This is a genomic window from Vibrio sp. 2130-1 (assembly GCF_033339515.1).
The window spans coordinates 1-2,410 of sequence record NZ_JAWOUT010000047.1 but is presented as its reverse complement, the minus strand read 5'-3'; the positions used below and the strand labels follow the sequence as shown (position 1 = coordinate 2,410).

Annotated in this window: 3 protein-coding genes; all 3 read right to left on the bottom strand. The window is 38.5% G+C overall.

From position 1 onward, the window contains the following. Positions 1-196: 196 nt before the first annotated feature. The gene (locus tag R7Q09_RS24075) at positions 197-1,081 is read right to left on the bottom strand and encodes a hypothetical protein (RefSeq protein ID WP_070225705.1); all 885 of its coding nucleotides are present in this window, start codon (positions 1,079-1,081) and stop codon (positions 197-199) included. A 152-nt stretch (positions 1,082-1,233) separates the two neighbouring features. Next, positions 1,234-1,500, bottom strand: a complete 267-nt coding sequence (locus R7Q09_RS24070; protein ID WP_103175338.1) for a hypothetical protein — start codon at positions 1,498-1,500, stop codon at positions 1,234-1,236. Between the two features lie 200 nt (positions 1,501-1,700). Continuing rightward, positions 1,701-2,336: a hypothetical protein gene (locus R7Q09_RS24065; RefSeq protein WP_318071319.1), complete on the bottom strand. Its 636-nt coding sequence runs from the start codon at positions 2,334-2,336 to the stop codon at positions 1,701-1,703. Between the last annotated feature and the right edge of the window lie 74 nt (positions 2,337-2,410).

Below are 2,410 nucleotides of genomic sequence, written 5' to 3'. Positions count from 1 at the left end.
TCTTAAACCTGAACTCTTTTGAATCCAAGCTAAAATCAGTACTCTTGTACATAAATTCCCTCTATTCGTATAACGCCGCATTAAGGTGTGAGCAACGCTACCACGAAACTTAACCATACCACCATAAACACAAAACCCAACGATGGAATGAAAAATGCCAAGCGTTGGGAATCACTCTTGAATGCTTTGTTAGGCATTACCTTTTCCCAACAATGTCTAGAATTTTCGCAAAAATTTCTGCCTCATCTTTGCTTAGTTTTTTGGACTCCAAAAGTTCTGTTGTTTGACCACTATCCAGCTTCTCAGTAGTAGACCTAAAACCTATTTTCTCCACCATTTCATATACATCAATAACTGACTCACTATCACTCATAAGCTTGATAATAGCCAAAGTCTCTTCCCTAGAGCGTTGTAATGATTCGTAATATCTGAACTCATCCAAAGCAGATTTGTACTGTTTTAGAAAAAAAAGTGCAATGAACTCAATAAAAAACAAAATTCCGAACTTAGGAGCTAGAGATATCAATAACGCTACAGGATCATCAGCTTTTATTGATGAGGAGGTCTGTAAGTAGAAAAAAACCAAACCTGAAAATGCGATTAAGACACCAATTAATAAGTAAACACCAGATCTCGCATATAGGCTACTTGCTAACTTTCGAGAACTCAAAACTAAATTTGTAATATACTCTTCGGAACTTTCTTCCTTAACTTCAATAGTTAACAGTTCATTTAAGTCTGAGCCAGATACCACTTTAGCAGATATTGAATCACGATTACTTTTTTCAGATTTCTCAATAATTTCAGTTCTAGATTCTCGTTTATTCCTTAGATTCTCTAAGGGAAACACACCAAAGATCAAACTATAGAGAACAGGGAAAACAAACATAATTAAACCGCCTAATATTTCAAAATAGCGGATAGATATAATTTCAGATGGGTAACCATTCCCTGTAACCATATCAAACCAAGCTCGCCCAGAAACAATTAGACCAAACAGAGCCCAAAGTATCATCTCCGTTTGCCTTTTAGCATACGATTGACGCCTTTTTAATGAAATTTCGTTTTTTATGTTGTCCATATTATTGTCCAAAACTGAATCCTATCGTAATGCCTAACGCCGCGTTAAGGGGTGCAGGCACGCAATACAAAAGCTACCGCATAGTGCCGTAACCACCGAGCTCAACGCAAACTGAAAATGCCACGCGTGCCAAATCCCACTTAAACGCTTTGTTAGGCATTTGCCAACGGACGCAGCCGATCTGCCGGAATATTCCAACGTTCACCGTTGGCTGTTGACACTGATATTGTCTTTTTATTGAACTTAACCACGACACAGACACGAGCTGTGCCTTTGTCATCGACAAACTCGGCTGGAGAGCCAAGTGTGAACTGTTGCCTTTTGGCTTGAACTTCAAGCTCATCCATACTTTCCAAACGAGCCACGATTCGATTATTTAACTCAATCAGTTCTGTTCGAGTTAACGTGTCTATATCCATACTTACAAACTCTACTACTTTGAAATAAAAGGCATTATATCAGTAAAATTTGAGAGTCTGACGATTAATGCCTAACGCCGCGTTAAGTAGTGAGCAACGCTACCACGAAAGCTAACCATACCACCATAAACACAGAACCCAACGATGGAATGAAAAATGCCAAGCGTTGGGAATCTGTCTTAAACGCTTTGTTATGCCACTTATATCGTTGGGTAATACACACCTTCTAGGTCACATGCTTCTATACTTGGTAAAACTTCATAATTGTTAAACAAATAGTATGCTAGCGGCTTCAAAGCACCACCTGCAGTATAAGTTTTGATATGTATTTCACTGCAAGTAAAGTTCTTATCTGAGTATCGGGAGGAAGATTTTCCTTTTTTTAAGGGTTGATGCCCTTCTTCTCTTAATAGCTGGTCAATTTTCGACTTTGCGGACTCTTTATCCAATACGTATAACTCTCGGCAATATCCGCCTCTATCATCATGGTAGTTATAATACCTATTCAAATGACTGAGCCGACGAGAGACCAAGGTCTCAAACTCTCCAGCAGCAGCTGAACCTAATGAAGTTTCACCAATTAGAATAAAATCATTAGTATTACCTGGTTTTCGATAGTTAAAAAGACTCATCCGCTTCGATGGGTTTTTAGATACACCAAACTTTATTACATTTAATGTTGAAGAATAAGCTACATAAAAATTATCAGCTTCTTTCTTCCAACGAGAAAAACCGTCATGTTCCATAAACCAAACCTCAAACATCTCAAATGAGGAAAGTCTATAAAACATACAACTGTAGAGCTTACCATATTGCGCCATACCAATAAGAGGCATAACGCCGCGTTAAGTGGTGAGCAACGCATACCACCGCACTCAAACCATTGTGCCGTAAACACTAAAGCTGATTC

Bases quoted from the DNA above. Each gene is read 5' to 3' on its own strand.
- R7Q09_RS24075 (WP_070225705.1), bottom strand. From the start codon at position 1,081: ATGGACAACATAAAAAACGAAATTTCATTAAAAAGGCGTCAATCGTAT.
- R7Q09_RS24070 (WP_103175338.1), bottom strand. From the start codon at position 1,500: ATGGATATAGACACGTTAACTCGAACAGAACTGATTGAGTTAAATAAT.
- R7Q09_RS24065 (WP_318071319.1), bottom strand. From the start codon at position 2,336: ATGCCTCTTATTGGTATGGCGCAATATGGTAAGCTCTACAGTTGTATG.